Source organism: Streptomyces olivochromogenes (assembly GCF_001514115.1).
GTDB classification, from domain to species: Bacteria; Actinomycetota; Actinomycetes; order Streptomycetales; family Streptomycetaceae; genus Streptomyces; species Streptomyces olivochromogenes.
The window spans coordinates 148881-162974 of the sequence record NZ_KQ948470.1 but is presented as its reverse complement, the minus strand read 5'-3'; the positions used below and the strand labels follow the sequence as shown (position 1 = coordinate 162974).

The 14094-nt window shown below is 72.2% G+C and carries 13 protein-coding genes; 6 read left to right on the top strand and 7 right to left on the bottom strand.

Annotation, left to right across the window (positions count from 1 at the left end):
- Positions 1 to 61: 61 nt before the first annotated feature.
- From AQJ27_RS39490 to AQJ27_RS39480, 3 genes are all read left to right on the top strand, one after another.
- Positions 62 to 718, top strand: a complete 657-nt coding sequence (locus tag AQJ27_RS39490) for a TetR/AcrR family transcriptional regulator (RefSeq protein WP_235613754.1) — start codon at positions 62 to 64, stop codon at positions 716 to 718.
- Between the two features lie 212 nt (positions 719 to 930).
- On the top strand, positions 931 to 2124 hold the full coding sequence (locus AQJ27_RS39485; protein ID WP_067379959.1) for a sensor histidine kinase: 1194 nt from the start codon (positions 931 to 933) through the stop codon (positions 2122 to 2124).
- A gap of 25 nt (positions 2125 to 2149) precedes the next feature.
- Positions 2150 to 2797, top strand: coding sequence for a response regulator transcription factor (locus tag AQJ27_RS39480; protein ID WP_067379956.1), 648 nt, complete (start codon positions 2150 to 2152; stop codon positions 2795 to 2797).
- Positions 2798 to 2846: 49 nt separating this feature from the next.
- Here the strand turns inward: AQJ27_RS39480 and AQJ27_RS39475 are convergent, their stop codons facing one another.
- Both AQJ27_RS39475 and AQJ27_RS39470 read right to left on the bottom strand, forming a co-directional pair.
- Positions 2847 to 3809: an ADP-ribosylglycohydrolase family protein gene (locus AQJ27_RS39475; RefSeq protein WP_067379954.1), complete on the bottom strand. Its 963-nt coding sequence runs from the start codon at positions 3807 to 3809 to the stop codon at positions 2847 to 2849.
- 4 nt (positions 3810 to 3813) lie between these two features.
- Entirely contained in the window at positions 3814 to 4428 is a 615-nt protein-coding gene (locus AQJ27_RS39470; protein WP_067379952.1) for a TetR/AcrR family transcriptional regulator, read from the bottom strand.
- A gap of 117 nt (positions 4429 to 4545) precedes the next feature.
- Here AQJ27_RS39470 and AQJ27_RS39465 point away from each other — a divergent pair, with 117 nt between their 5' ends.
- A complete protein-coding gene (locus AQJ27_RS39465; protein WP_067379950.1) occupies positions 4546 to 5508 on the top strand; it encodes an oxidoreductase in 963 nt (320 codons plus the stop codon).
- A gap of 114 nt (positions 5509 to 5622) precedes the next feature.
- Here AQJ27_RS39465 and galE read toward each other — a convergent pair whose 3' ends face one another.
- The 3 genes from galE to AQJ27_RS39450 form a co-directional block, all read right to left on the bottom strand.
- Positions 5623 to 6603 carry a UDP-glucose 4-epimerase GalE gene (gene galE / locus AQJ27_RS39460; RefSeq protein ID WP_067379948.1) on the bottom strand — a complete coding sequence of 327 codons (981 nt, stop codon included), beginning with the start codon at positions 6601 to 6603 and terminating at the stop codon, positions 5623 to 5625.
- A 100-nt stretch (positions 6604 to 6703) separates the two neighbouring features.
- Positions 6704 to 8299: a glycosyltransferase family 2 protein gene (locus AQJ27_RS39455; protein WP_067379947.1), complete on the bottom strand. Its 1596-nt coding sequence runs from the start codon at positions 8297 to 8299 to the stop codon at positions 6704 to 6706.
- A 55-nt stretch (positions 8300 to 8354) separates the two neighbouring features.
- Positions 8355 to 9635: a glycosyltransferase family 87 protein gene (locus AQJ27_RS39450; RefSeq protein WP_201264420.1), complete on the bottom strand. Its 1281-nt coding sequence runs from the start codon at positions 9633 to 9635 to the stop codon at positions 8355 to 8357.
- 108 nt (positions 9636 to 9743) lie between these two features.
- Between AQJ27_RS39450 and AQJ27_RS39445 the strand changes: the two genes are divergently transcribed.
- Positions 9744 to 11264 carry a glycosyltransferase family 39 protein gene (locus tag AQJ27_RS39445; RefSeq protein ID WP_235613758.1) on the top strand — a complete coding sequence of 507 codons (1521 nt, stop codon included), beginning with the start codon at positions 9744 to 9746 and terminating at the stop codon, positions 11262 to 11264.
- A gap of 84 nt (positions 11265 to 11348) precedes the next feature.
- On the opposite strand, the gene AQJ27_RS39440 is transcribed toward AQJ27_RS39445, so the two are convergent.
- Positions 11349 to 11864, bottom strand: a complete 516-nt coding sequence (locus AQJ27_RS39440) for a MarR family winged helix-turn-helix transcriptional regulator (protein ID WP_054229617.1) — start codon at positions 11862 to 11864, stop codon at positions 11349 to 11351.
- 124 nt (positions 11865 to 11988) lie between these two features.
- Here AQJ27_RS39440 and AQJ27_RS39435 point away from each other — a divergent pair, with 124 nt between their 5' ends.
- Entirely contained in the window at positions 11989 to 12402 is a 414-nt protein-coding gene (locus AQJ27_RS39435; RefSeq protein WP_054229732.1) for an organic hydroperoxide resistance protein, read from the top strand.
- A 109-nt stretch (positions 12403 to 12511) separates the two neighbouring features.
- Here AQJ27_RS39435 and AQJ27_RS39430 read toward each other — a convergent pair whose 3' ends face one another.
- Positions 12512 to 14092, bottom strand: a complete 1581-nt coding sequence (locus AQJ27_RS39430; protein WP_067379946.1) for a hypothetical protein — start codon at positions 14090 to 14092, stop codon at positions 12512 to 12514.
- Between the last annotated feature and the right edge of the window lie 2 nt (positions 14093 to 14094).

Below are 14094 nucleotides of genomic sequence, written 5' to 3'. Positions count from 1 at the left end.
GACTATGGCTTCTCGACGTCGGAACGCAACCGTTTCGTCGTAACGCCCTATGCTGGAAGGCATGACGACGAACGCCGACACCACGAGTGCCGCCGCGAACGCGGGGAGTGCTGCCGGGAAGGCCCCGCGTCGTAGGGCTCCGGCGGGGGCGGCCGTGCTGCGCGAGGACGTGACCGAGGCGATCCGGGCCGCCGTCTTCGAGGAGCTCGCGGCCGTGGGCTACGCCCGGATGTCCATCGAGGGCATCGCGCGCCGCGCGGGCGTCGGCAAGACGGCGGTGTACCGGCGATGGCGTTCGAAACTGCACCTGGTGCTCGACGTGGTCTCCGCCATAGCGGTCCAGGGGCTGCCCGTCCCCGACACGGGCTCCCTGGAGGGCGACCTGCGCCTGCTGTACGAGGTCACCTCCCGTGCGCTGCGCCACCCCGTGGCCGGCCAGATCATCCCGGACCTCCAGGCGGAGGCGGCCCGCAACCCCGACATCGCGGACGCCATGCAGAAGGCGCTGCGGGAAGGCCAGCAGGGAGTGGCGAGCGGGATCGTCGCGGCGGCGGCCGCGCGGGGCGAGGTGCGCGAGGGGATCGACCAGGAACTCGCGCTCGACCTCATGTCGGGCCCGCTGTACTGGCGGGCGGTGGTGGTCCACGGGCCCAAGCTGCCGAAGGGGTACCTGGCGAGCCTGGCCCGGGCCACGGCGGCGGCGCTGCGGGCGTTGTGAGGGCACCTGTCCGACGGGCGGGCATGGGGCGGGCACCTTGTCCGACGGGCGGGCATCGGGCGGCCACGTGTTCGACGGGCGGCGGGTTCGGGCGCCTGTCGAAAGCCGCTCAGGCGGCGGGCTGTCCCTCCCTGCGGCCTGTGAGAAGGGTGCTGCACCTCACCAGGTCACCTGTTCGCCCACGGGGACTGCCGTTCGCCTAACCTGTGGCCATGCGCGAGACGGTGCGGCAGGCGGCGCGGGCCACGGCCGGCCTCGTCATGTCCGCCGCGCTGGCCTTCGGCACGATCCTCTTCATCACCGTGCTGCTGATCACGGCCACGCTGACGCTCGCGGTCGTCGGCGCCGGGCTGCTGCCCGAGACGGTGCTGCTGGTCCGGCGGATCGCCGGGGCCAAGCGGAACCTGGTGGCCCAGTGGACGGGCAGAGCGATCCCCGAGGCCTACCAGCCCATCGAGGGCCCGCTGCGGCAACGACTGCGCACGGCCATCCGCGGCCCCGGCACCCTCGGCGACTTCCGCTGGATGGTCTTCCACTACGTCTACGGCTTCCTCGGACTGCTCACCGCCCCGCTGTGGCTGCTGGGCCTGCCCGTCGACGGCGTACGACAGGGGCTGCTCGGTCGCTCCCCGCTCGTCCTGCCGCTGATCGGCCGCCTCGCGGACCTCGACGCCGCCTGGTCCACCGCCCTGCTCAAGCCCTCCCCGGAGGCGCTGCTCGCCGTCCGGATCGAGGAGCTGACCGAGACCCGCGCCGGTGCGATCGCCGCGCACGGTGCCGAACTGCGCCGCATCGAGCGCGACCTGCACGACGGCACACAGGCCCGGCTGGTCTCCCTGTCGATGCGCATCGGTATCGCCAAACGGGCCTACGAGCGCGACCCGGAGACCGCGCTCAAACTCCTCGAGGACGCGCAGAGCCAGGCCGAGGAGGCGCTGACCGAGCTGCGCCACGTCGTCCGCGGCATCCACCCGCCGATCCTCACCGACCGGGGACTGGCCGGCGCCGTACGGGCGCTCGCCGCGAGCAGCGGGCTGGACGTCACCGTCGTCGTGGACGGCCTGGAGGACGGGGCGCGGAGCGGGTTCCGGGCCCCGGCGGCGGTCGAGGCGGCGGCGTACTTCGTGGTCGCCGAATCGCTGACGAACGCCGCCAAGCACAGCGGATCCGAGCGCGCCGAGGTGCGGCTGGTGCGCAACCGGGGCGGCCTGAGCGTCCGGGTCGCCGACGAGGGACGGGGCGGAGCCGGGGGCACCTCCCAGGCTCTCGGCTCCGGCGGAGAGGCGGGTGGCTCCGGGCTGCTCGGTATGCGGCGACGCGTGGCCGCGCTCGACGGGACCCTGCTGATGACCAGCCCCGTCGGGGGGCCGACCGTGATCGAGGTGGAGCTGCCGTGCGTGTGGTGACCGGGACAGTGGAGACGAGGCCGCCGTGCGTGTGGTGATCGCCGAGGACAACGCCCTCCTGCGGGAGGGAATGGTGCTGCTGCTGACCTCCGCCGGGCACGAGGTCGTGGCCGTCGCGGGCAGCGGCCCCGAGGTGCTGCCCGCGCTTCTCGAGCACCGGCCGGACATCGCCGTGCTCGACGTCCGGATGCCGCCGGGCTTCCGCGACGAGGGCCTGCGCGCGGCCCTGGAGGCACGCAAGGAGATGCCCGGCCTGCCGGTGCTCGTGCTCTCCCAGTACGTCGAGGAGTCGTACGCCGCCGAGCTGCTCGGCGGTGGTGCGAGCGGGGTCGGCTATCTGCTCAAGGACCGGGTGGGCCGGGTCGACGAGTTCCTCGACGCGCTCGACCGGGTCGCGACGGGCGGTACGGCTCTGGACCCCGAGGTCGTCACCGAGCTCCTCACCCGGCGCCGCGACGACCCGCTCGACACGCTCACGCCCCGCGAGCGCGAGGTCCTGAAGCTGATGGCCGAAGGCCGCGACAACACGACCATCGCCAAGACGCTGGTCGTCACGGAACGCGCCGTCAGCAAGCACATCGGCAACGTCTTCCTGAAGCTGGGCCTGCCGCCGAGCGACAGCGGCCACCGCCGGGTGCTCGCGGTACTGGCGTACCTCAACAGGGACTCGTAAGCCGCGCCCGGTACGCGCCGGGTACGCGTCGGCTCCCGGCGGCCGGCACTCACCCCGCCAGCCGCCGGGCCAGCCCGACGAGTTCGGCCGCCCTCAGCACCCGCCCGCCGAACCCCGGCAGCGGCACGTGCAGCGCCGCCACCCACCGTCCCGGAATCCCGTCCACCCCGTAGAGGGCTCCGGCCAGCCCACCCGTGACGGCGGCGACGGTGTCCGTGTCGCCGCCGAGATCCACGGCGGCCCGCACGGCGTCCTCGTACGAGCCCGTGCTGCGCACCGCCCACAGGGCGGACCCGAGACAGGGCCACACAGCCCCGTTGCTGTGTTTTCTGGGGGGCACCCCCAGACCCCCAGCCGTCGCCTGATCGGGATGCCAGGCGTCGGCGAGAACGACGGCGTACCGAGCCCGATGGTCGGGATGCACGGCCGCCAGGACGTCCGGCACGGCGGTGACCGGGTCGCCGCCGTCGAGCGCGACCCGGATCAACTCGTGGAAGATCGCGGTGCCTTCCCACGCCGCGCGGTCGCCGTGGGTGAGCGCGGCGATGCGGCGGCCGGCCTCCATGGTGGCGTCCCGCCCCTGCCGTGCGAAGTACACGGCGGACGTGGCCGCCCGCATCAACGCCCCGTTCCCGGCCGCCCGTTGGCTGACCTGGAAGTGCAGGGCCGCGGCGAGGTCCCAGGGGTCTTCGCCGGTGAGCACGGCCTCGGTCTGCAGGCCGATGTCCTTGGGGTCGGCGGCGGCCCAGCGCCGGAATCTGCTGAAGATGTCGGGGAGTTCGAGCGTGTCGTGGTCCGTCAGGGACTCGCCGACCAGCACCGCCATCTGTGTGTCGTCGGTCGCCTCGCCCGGGTCCCAGCCGCCCCCTCCGCACATTTCCCCGCCCTGTCCGGCGACGGGGAAGCGGGCCGAGAACGCTCCCTCGGGCCCGAACTCGAAGGGCGCGCCGAGGGCGTCTCCCACGGCGGAGCCGAGAACGGTGCCGACGGCGCGTTCTTCAGGGCGGGGCACGGGGTCAGCGCGGTGCGGGGGAGTCCGGGGCGCAGCCGCGGAGGGTGTGGGCGATGACGTGTTCCAGGTCCCTGTCCAGGGTCGCGCTGGGCAGGGTGACGCTGACCGCGAGCCGCGCGAAGCCGTTGAGGGTGCTGAAGATCGGGATGGCGATGGTTTCCAGGGGGCCTTCGCGGACCTCGCCCCGGCGCTGGGCCTGCGTGATGAGCTCCGCGGCCAGGCCCCCCATGCTCTGGGAGGCCTTGACCAGGGCCTCGGACGCCTCCGGGTCGTGCTTGACGGCGAACATGAGGTCGAGGAGTTCCGCGTTGGCGGTGGCGAAGCCCACGTAGGTGCGGGCCAGGGCGCCGAGCCGGTCGGCGAACGACTCGCCCGCGGTCTCCTGCGACGCGGTCAGGGTGGCCAGGAGCCGTTCGAAGCCGGCCAGGGCCAGCGCGTCCAGGAGGGCCTGCTTGTCCTTGAAGTGCCGGCTCGGGGCCGCGTGGCTGACGCCCAGGTCGCGGGCCAGTTCGCGCAGGGACAGGGCGCCGGGACCCTTCTCCTCGAGTGTTTCCTCGGCGCGGGTCAGCAGTGCGGCGCGCAGGTCTCCATGGTGGTAGCGGCGAGGGCGGGTCTGCATGCCCGACAGTCTATCCGGTATGTAACCGGCGACTACATTGTTGGCGCTGTCAGCTTTGTTGGCATCGTCATCATTGTTGTCGTTGACATCATTGTTGTCGGCGTCTACATTCAGGGCATGGCTACCAAGCACTCGGCTGACCAGAACAGCAAGTGGAACGCGGGCGACATCGGTGACCAGCGCGGCCGTACGGCCGTGGTCACCGGCGCCAACAGCGGGCTCGGCATCGCCACCGTCGACGCCCTCGCCCGGGCCGGCGCCCATGTCGTCCTCGCCGTGCGGGACCCGGAGCGCGGGGAGGCCGCCGCCCACACGGTCAACGGAAGCGTCGAGGTACGCCGACTGGACCTCGCGGACCTCGCGTCCGTGCGCGAGTTCGCCGCGTCCTGGCGGGGCGACCTCGATCTGCTGATCAACAACGCGGGCGTCATGAACATCCCCGAGGCCGGTACGAAGGACGGCTTCGAGATGCAGTTCGGGACCAACCACCTGGGGCACTTCGCCCTGACGAACCTGCTGCTGCCGCACCTCACCGACCGGGTGGTCACCGTGTCCTCGGGGGCGCACAGGATGCCCGGCACCCGCATCCACTTCGAGAACCCGAACCTGACCGGCGAGTACTCGCCCGTCGCCGCCTACAACCAGTCCAAGCTCGCCAATCTGCTGTTCACCCTGGAACTCCAGAGCCGGCTGGCCGCCGCGGGTTCGTCCGTACGGGCCCTCGCCGCGCACCCCGGCTGGGCCGCCACCGGCCTCCAGGGCCGGGACGCCAGCGTGCTGCGGCGCACGCTGATGGCGGTGGGCAACCGGTTCATCGCCCAGGACAACAAGGCCGGCGCCCTGCCCACGCTGTACGCCGCGACGCAGGACCTGCCCGGCGCCAGCTACGTGGGACCCGACGGGCTCGGCGAGATGCGTGGCGCGCCGACACTGGTCGGACGCTCGGCCGCGGCCAGCGACCCGGTGTCCGCGGTCCGCCTGTGGGCGGCCTCCGAGGAACTGACCGGCGTCACCTTTCCCCGGCTGGAATCCGAGCAGAGCCAGAGCCAGAGCCTGACCCCGCAGGCTGTCTCCGTCTAGGTCCGGTCCGCCGGACAAGGGCTGGGCGGACAAGGCTGCTTGGGCGGACGCGGCTTGGGCGGACGCGGCCCGGGTCGGCAGGACCCGGGCCGGCGGGGCCTGAGCCGACAGGCGCTACGAGCGCGCCGCGCCGGGGTGCAGCCGTACCCACCCCGCCCATGCCGACGTGATCATGTCCTGGACGTCGTACTTCGCCTTCCAGCCCAGTTCCACCGAGATGCGGTCGGCGGAGGCGACGACGCGCGCCGGGTCGCCGGGGCGGCGCGGTGTGGTCACCGCGGGACGGTCGTAGCCGGTGATCGCGTTGATCCGGTCGATCATCTCGCGGACGGAAACGCCTTCCCCGCGGCCGATGTTGAGGGTCAGGTCCCGCCCGGGCGAGGCATCGAGGGCGCGGGCCGCGGCCACGTGGGCCTCCGCCAGGTCCACCACGTGGATGTAGTCCCGAACACACGTCCCGTCGGGCGTCGGGTAGTCGTCACCGAAGATGCGCGGCGGCGCGTCCTCCGTGAGCTTCTCGAAGACCATGGGGACGAGGTTGAAGACGCCGACGTCGGCGAGTTCGGGGGTCGCCGCCCCCGCCACGTTGAAGTAGCGCAGCGACGCCGTGGACAGGCCCGTGGCGCGGCCCGTCGCACGGACCAGCCACTCGCCCGCCAGCTTCGTCTCGCCGTACGGGCTCATGGGTGCGCAGGGGGTCTCCTCCGTCACCAGGTTGACGTCCGGCATGCCGTAGACCGCGGCGGAGGACGAGAACACGAAGGAGCCGACGGACGTCGCCGTCACCGCCTCCAGGAGAACCCGCAGGCCCTCGACGTTCTCGCGGTAGTAGTGCAGCGGGAGGTCGACGGACTCACCGACCTGCTTCTTCGCCGCGAGGTGGACCACGCCGGTGATCGCGTGCTCCTCGATCGTGCGGGCCAGCAGCTCGGCGTCCAGCGTCGAGCCGACCACCAGCGGTACGTCGGAGGGGACCCGCTCGGCGATGCCCGTGGACAGGTCGTCGTAGACCACGGCCTGCTCGCCCGCGTCCCGCATCGCGCGCACCACGTGTGCCCCGATGTAGCCGGCGCCGCCGGTGATCAGCCAGGTCATGAACGGTCGTCCCCTCGGGAGTGAGATCGGTGTGACATCGGTGTGAGATCGGTGTGAGGTCTGGGTCGGGTCGGGGTGAGATCGATGTGTCGGTGCGACGTCAGTGAAGCAGGCGCTTGAGCCGGCGGCGCACCACGTCGGTCAACCCCCGCAGCCCGGGTGCCAGACGCAGCGCCAGCGCCCCCGCGTGGGTGCGGTACGGCTGCACCAGCAGGACGCCGTACCGCAGGTTCGGTACCGCGCGGCGGCGCAGCAGGCCCCCGCCGCCGACCGCGTGCGCGGTGACGTCCCGGCTCGAACCGTCACGGTAGTGAACCCGCAGCCGCAGGTCCCAGGTGCCCGAGCCCAGCGCCGACAGGTCCACCGGCAGCTCGCCCGACCAGGTGGTCCGGTCCGCGTCCTGGGCCAGCTCGACCGGCAGGCTCAGCCCGATCCGCCCCTCGTCCCGGTGTGCGAACTCCACGTCCGCCGAGGCCGGACCGGCCTCCGCGAGTCGTCCGTACAGGTCGTGCAGGCGCAGCCGCAGCCGTGCCGCACGCGCGCGGGGACGCAGTTCCGCGTCGACCGCGACGGGCAGCACATGCGCGGGGCGTTGCAGGTAGTGGTCCAGCGTGACCTGGGGGAGGTCGTCCGACCAGACGGGCGTGCCGTCGGCGGCGCGGGCGTACGGCGGGCGCAACCGGGCCGGGCGGGCGGCGAGTTCCTTGAGGCGCGGCAGGTCGCGGGGCTCATCGGAGGCGAGCACGACACGGGCGATCAGCCGGCCGGGCGCGGTCGGGTTGACGGTGAAGTCGCTTGCGTCGAACGTCGACAGGTAGGTGCGCGTGAGCTCCCACCAGGCCCGCTGGTAGTCGGCGTCGCGCAGCTCCAACTCGCGGGCGTACATGCGCAGTTCATGGTCGAGGAACTTGGCGTTGGCGGCCCGGGCGAGCTGCTTCTCACCGGCGCTGAGCAGGATCTCGTAGGCCGTGTGGTGCGCCTCGGTGCGGGAGCGCCAGTTCTCGATGTCCGCGCGGTCCAGCGAGATCGACAACTGCTGGGCGCCGCGCCGCACATGCCACACGTACACCGTGTCGGGGATCAGCGCGATGCGCGGCCCGGCGGCCAGCACGCGCGCGGTGAACACGAAGTCCTCGTAGGGGTGACGGCCCTCGGGGAAGCGGATCGCGTGTTCACGAAGGAAGTCGGTTCGGTACAGCTTGTTGACGCACAGCGTGTCGTGGACCAGACGGGGCCGCTGCGTCGGGTGAGGGATCAGCGCGGGCTTCGCGTAGAGGTCGCGCTCCCAGGGGACCTCACGGCCCGAGGGCAGTTCGCGGCGTACGCACAGACCCGCCGCGACCTCCGTGCGCTGTTCCCGCGCCGCTTCGAGCAGCGCGTCCACGGCGCCCGGCGGCAGCACGTCGTCGCTGTCCAGGAACATCACGTACGGGGCGGTCGCCGCGTCGATCCCGTCGTTGCGGGGGCTCCCGCAGCCGCCGCTGTTCTCCGAGCGGCGTATGACCTTCACGCGCGGCTCATCGGCGGCGAGGCGGTCGAGGAGGTCGGCGCTGCCGTCGGTCGAGCGGTCGTCGACGGCGAGCACCTCCAGGACGGCCGGGCCCTGAGCGAGTGCCGAACGCACCGCGTCCGTCACGTGGTCGGCGTCGTTGTAACCGATGACGACGACACAGACCTGCGGGTGATGAGGTTTCATAGGATCCACGGGCCGAAATCGTAGGGCTTGACAGTAATTTTCCGTTAAGAGGTACTTAGTGGCCGGTCCGGAAGACGACAGGAATTTGGTGGGGGTTCCGTTTCCGCCTGTCGTCTTTCGGTCGATCCACCACGAGCACGGGAAGTCCGGAGTGCCAGAGCCGGGTGAAGGACAGCACCGCCGCGGCCGCCAGCAGACCGTTGCGGATGAGCATGAGCAAACAGCCCGTCCAGGTGCTGTCGATGACCTCCCCGTACAGGGCAGGGTAGGCGATGGAGCTGACCGCCGTCGCCGCGACGACGAGCGCCGCCACCGGGCGCTGTGTGGTGTGCCGCGAAGTCAGGCACACGGCGGCCAGACCGAGCAGCCACACCATGTACTGCGGGCTGATCACCCGGCTCGTCACCGTGAACATCAGCACGGCGGCGAGCGCGGCGTCGTACGGGGTCGCCGCCGTCCAGTGCCGTGCGCGCACCCGCCACAGCAGCAGGAGCGCGAAGGAGACGGCCGTCAGGGCGAGCGAGAGGGTCGCGACCGTCTGGACGTAGGGGCCCACGAACTCCATCGCGCCGTACTGGTAGCGCACGCTGCCCGGCCAGCCCGCGTGGCGCGCGAAGCCGAGCACGGTGCCGCCGAGCGACTCGATCTGCACGCCCCGGCCGCCCTGCTGGCGCAGGAAGTCGAAGGGGTCGCTGAAGGCGGTCGCGAGGACGGCGAGCAGGGTGACCGCCGTGAGCACGGCCGCGGTCCAGGCCTCCCGGGTCGTACGGCCCCGGGGTGTGCCGATGAGGACGAGTGCGGGCCAGACCTTCACCAGGGCGCCGAGCGCGGCGAACACGCCTCCCGCACGCGGGGAGCGCTTCAGCGCCAGCAGGGAGACGACGGCGAACGCCGTGACCTGTACGTCGTAGCGGGCGAGCGGGATGTGCAGGAGCAACGGCAGGCCCAGCGTCCACAGTGCCGCGCCGCGCAGGCTGCGGCCGGGTCTGCTGCCCGCGTGTGCCAGGGCCAGCACGATCACGGCGTCCGCGAGGAGCGTCAGGGCCACGAAGGCCTGCAGGTATGTCAGGCCCGGCAGCAGCCCGGGCGAGAGCAGGACGGGGCCCGCGCCCGGCGGGTACTGCCACAGCCGGTCGCCCGCCGGATAGGCGCCGTGCGACAGGGTCTCGTACCAGCGGAAATAGAGGTGACTCGCCTCGCGGGAGACCCCGCCGCTGCCCAGCACGGAGAGGTTGTCGTGCGCGAGCAGCCACAGCATCAGGGCGCGGGTCGCCACCCAGGCGGCGGCGAGGGGGAGCAGACGGGATCGGCCTCGGGGGCTCAGGTAAGCGCTCATCAAGCCCGGATCGTAAGCTCTCGGATGCCTCACAAGAACCGATACGCCATCAAAGGTTAACGAAGGTCAGTTAATAGTAAGAAGTTGGACATGGGGGTAAGCGTGTTAATGAAACGGTCCGGCGCCGGCCGCCTGGAGGCCCCGGAGGTCTCGGTCGAGCCCGTGGCGCGGGTCGTCGCCGTGGTGCTGCCGGTGCTCGTCATGTTCACGCTCGGGCTCTGGAGGCTCGACCGCGGGGGCATGTGGCGCGACGAGGCGGCCACCTACCAGGTCGCGCGGCGCTCGGTTCCGCAGATCTGGCATCTGTTGCACCACGTCGACGCGGTGCACGGCCTGTACTACCTCTTCATGCATCTCGTCCTCGCCCCCGTCCCCGGCGAGGTCGCCCTGCGCCTGCCCTCGGTCGTCGGCGCCGCCGCGACCGCGGGTCTCGTCGCGGCCCTCGGGATCCGTCTGTGCAACCCCCGCGTCGGTCTGTGGGCGGGACTGCTGTACGCGGTCACCCCTCTGACCGGGCACTTCGCCCAGGAGGGCCGCTCGTACGCCCTGGTCGCGGCCGGGGCGACGGCGGCGACCCTGCTCCTCGTGCGGGCCCTGCGCGGGGACGGAGGCTGGTGGGCGTACGGCGTGACCGTCGCCGTCACCTGCCTGCTGCACGAGTTCGCCGTACTCCTCCTGCTCGCCCACGGCACGACCCTGGCGCTGACGCGGATGCCATGGCGGGTGTGGTGGCGATGGGGCGTCGCGGCGGGGGCCACGTCGCTCGTCCTGGCGCCGCTCGCGGTCGTCTCCCACCGGCAGTCGGCGCAGGTGGCATGGCTGGCGGTGCCGAACCGCAAGAGCGTGGACCATCTGACGCACGCGTTCCTCAGCCAGGCCCAACTGGTGTTCGTGCCCTACGTGTTCCTGATCGCGCTCGCCCTGTGGCGCCCGTTCCCGCGACGCCGCGAGGTGAACCTCGTGTCGGTCGCCCTGCCGCTGCTGCTGGTCCCGCCGGCGGTCCTGATCGCGGTCTCCCGCTTCCGGCCGCTGTACGACGAGCGGTATGTGCTCTACGCGCTGGCCGGGGCACCGCTGCTGGCCGCGGCGGGGGCGGAGCGGCTGACCGGGTGGGTGTCGCGGCTGCCGAGCGCCGCGGCTCCCCGCCTCGTCGCCCTCGCCGGTGTCCTCGCCATCTCCCTCGTCCTCGCCGTCCAGTTCCCCCTGCTCCGCAAGGACCGCGACCCCGCCCACCGTCCCGACAACCTCGCCGCCGTCTCCGCCGCCGCCGGCTCCGAACTACGGCCCGGCGATCCGGTGTTGTACATGCCGTCGCTCACACGTCGCTCGGCGCTGGCCTACCCGGCGGGCTTCCGCGGGGTGCGCGACGTCGCCCTGAAGACGTCCGCCATAGCGTCCGGGACGCTGTACGGGACGGAAGTTGGCCCGCGCGAACTGCGCAGCCGGCTCGAGCGGCTCGACCGGGTGTGGCTGGTCTGCGAACCGTTCGTGTTCCGGCCGAACTGGCATCCGGACACCTCGGTCGCGACCGAGGACACCAAACGCGCCGTACTCGCCAGGGAATTCACCCTGCGCGAGCAGATCGTCCGCAGGGGTGTCACCCTCCGCCTGTACGTACGCCACCGCTAGGGCCTGTCCGGTGTGCATACACCACCGCCAGGACCTGCCCGGTGTACGTACACCACCGCTGGGACCTGCCCCATGGATCGGACCCTAGGAGACGTCCGCGCCGGCCGCGTCCAGGGCCGCGGGGTCGAGCGCCGCCGCGTCCAGTGCCGCCGTGAGCCGGTCGAGCCGCGCCTGCAGCTCCCGGATCTCCTCGAGGTTCGCGCCCGTCGCCGCGGCGATCCGGCGCGGCACGCGCAGCGCACGCTCGCGCAGGGCCGTTCCCTCGTCCGTGAGATGGACGTGCACGGAGCGCTCGTCCACCGCGCTGCGCTCCCGCCGCACCAGACCGGCCGTCTCCAGCCGCTTGAGCAGCGGGGACAGTGTCCCGGAGTCGAGCCGCAGATGTTCGCCGACCTTCTTCACGGGCAGCTCGCCGTGTTCCCACAGCACCAGCATCACCAGGTACTGGGGGTAGGTGAGCCCGAGGTCCTTGAGGATCACCCGGTACACGCCCCCGAAGGCGCGTGAGGCGGCGTTCAGCGAGAAGCAGATCTGCTGGTCGAGACGGAGGTAGTCCCCGTCGGACGGGGCCTGGGTGCTCGGGGTCGGCATGGCGGTCATGACTCCAGGATAGCTCTTGCCCACCATTAAGTTGTGCGCAATTGAATTGCGTGCTCTAATTGAGGTCGTGAGGCGGTCGGACCGGCCGCCCCGGCAAGACCTTGACTTGAGAGGGATGGTCTCCATGGACGCGCTCTACACCGCTGTCGCCACCGCCACCCACGGCCGCGAGGGCCGCGCCGTCAGCTCCGACGGCAAGCTCGACCTCCAGCTGGCCATCCCGGTGGAGATGGGCGGCAGTGGTCAGGGCACCAACCCCGAGCAGCTGTTCGCCGCCGGCTACGCCGCCTGTTTCGCCAGCGCCCTCGGCCTCGTCGGCCGCGCCGCGAAGGTCGACGTCAGCGAGGCCGCGGTGACCGGCGAGGTCGGCATCGGCAAGCAGGGCGAGGGCTTCGGCCTGGCGGTCACGCTCCGCGTCGAGCTTCCCGACTCCGTGGACGAGGCCACCGGCCGCAAGCTGGTCGAGCAGGCCCACCAGGTCTGCCCCTACTCCAACGCCACCCGCGGCAACATCCCGGTCGAGCTCGTCATCGAGTAGTACGGGATCCAGTACGGGATCTTGTGATCACGCGTGCACCCCCGTGCCCCTTCAGGGGTGCGGGGGTGCACGCTCGTTCCCCACCGCCCCGCAGCCTCCGAGCGGCCTCTCACGCCCTCACGCGCGCGAGCACCTCACCCGTACGCCGGCTCCAATCCACCACCGTCGCCTCCTCCGGCACCCGACTCCACCGCGTCAGCAACAGCCACCGCACGTGATACCGCCGCACCACCGCGGAGCGCCCCGCCCGCGTCGACGTGGGGTCGAGGTACCCCCGGACGGCCGCGAGCCGCCGCACCCGCTCCCGTTCGTCCAGTCCCGCGTCCGGCCACACGGGAGCGGCCAGGTTCGGGCCGTAGGCCGGGATCAGACGGGCGGCGTAGTACCCGTCGGCGATCACCACCTCGCCGGGCTTGATGTGCCGCGCCGCCCAGTCGTACGAGGGCCAGCGCGGTGGCTGGTCGAAACTCACCGGATCGAGTGAACGCGGTACGACGGCACCGGCCTGCACCGTGAGGAAGCCGACGCAGGCTCCGACGGCCGCCACCGCTCCCAGCGCCCGCCGCCACACCGGCCACGGCCGCGCCGCCGCCAGCTCGATCGCGAGCGCGAACTGCGGTGCCACGAGCGCGAGTCCCAGGATCCTGCCGTAGGTGTAGTGCCCGCTGATCCAGCCGTACGCCACCACCAGGCAGTCCAGCGCGAACATCAGCACCAGTGGGTCCCGCCGGGAGCGCCGCGCGCGCAGCCACAGTGCCGGTACCCCGATCAGCGCCAGCCAGAAGTGCCCCGGCACCCCCTCATACAGCCGCCGGTGCATCGCGTCCATGCTGTGGTCCCCGGGCAGCGCGAGGACGTCGAAGTACGGCCAGAGGTGGGCGACCATCAGCGCCGCCGCCCCCGTGATCGCCCACCGGGCCGCCACGGCCGCCCGCCATCCCCGCTGCCACCCGGCCACGAACGCCACCGCCCCGAGCGCCGCCGCCGACGCGGTGATCGGATGGACGAGCAGGATCAGGCCGTAGAGGACGCCGAGCCCCTTGTACCCGGACAGGCTCCGCAGTCCGCTCGGGCCGATGTACCGGACCGGGCCGCCGATCCCTCCCGCGAGCGTGCCCGTGAGCGCCCAGGCCCAGAAGGTGAGTCCGATGGCGAACGTCGACGGATAGCCGAGGTTGCCCGTCATCGACATCAGCCCGAGGTAGCCGCTCGACCAGGCCCGCTCGGTGCCCCACAGCAGCACCATCGCGAGCAGCGCGCACACCGGTGCAAAGGGGCGGCGGGGCGCCAGGACGCGCACGAAGCGGCCGATCCCCGTCAGCAGCACCAGCAGGTTCAGCGGCGCCGAGAGCCGTACCACCTCCCAGCCCGCGAGGCCCGTCACCCGTGCGAAGGCGCCCTGGGCCACGGTGTACGGCGAGTAGAAGGGGCTGCCCTCGCCCGGCAGGTCCGCCGTCGGATGGGCCGGATGCAGGAGGCTCGCCTTGAGGCGCTCGACGACCGCCGCGTGCTGGCCGAAGTCGCAGCACATCGGCACCCGCCAGGAGGCGAGGCACAGCACCAGCCAGAACAGTCCGCCGAAGACCTGATAGGGCGTGGGGCGCCAGGGAGCGCCGCCGCGCAGTGCGGTCGCGCCGCGGGCGGTCCGCCGGACGAGGAGGCCGACCTCGGTCTGAGCTGTTCGGGTCATTT